1 protein-coding gene is annotated in these 451 nt (G+C 37.9%); it reads left to right on the forward strand.

The annotated features are described in order from the left end of the window. Nucleotide 1 precedes the first annotated feature (1 nt). Nucleotides 2-451: helix-turn-helix domain-containing protein (locus FD20_RS12700; protein WP_157060946.1), on the forward strand; the 450-nt coding region annotated here is incomplete at its 3' end.

The raw sequence follows: 451 nt of genomic DNA on the forward strand, positions 1-451 counted from the left end.
TTTGTCTAGTATAACCTATTCCGAACGAATTAAAATCGAAACCTTTTGTGAACTAGGCCTGTCCAATATCCAAATGAGCGATCGCCTAAAACGATCACCTGCCACAATTTCTTATGAATTAGCTCGATGTGAACCTTATCAGGCTGAATTAGCACAAACAGATGCCGAATACAAGCGGTCACGATGTGGCCGAAAGACTAAATTGAATGACAAATTAAGGCAAATAATTTTAAACCATTTACGGCTAAGTTGGTCACCAGAAATGATAGCTCACGAATTTAAACTAGCGACTAAATCAATTTATAATTGGTTAAATCAAGGGAAAATTGAGTTTTCTTTAAATGATTTGCCTGAACATGGCGTGCGCCAACGGCGTAACGTTGACCAACGTTCTAAATATAATCAATCTTTGGGGCGATCAATTGAACAGCGTCCCATGATGATTAATCAA

The sequence above is a fragment of the Liquorilactobacillus uvarum DSM 19971 genome (assembly GCF_001434935.1).
In the GTDB taxonomy this organism is placed as follows: domain Bacteria; phylum Bacillota; class Bacilli; order Lactobacillales; family Lactobacillaceae; genus Liquorilactobacillus; species Liquorilactobacillus uvarum.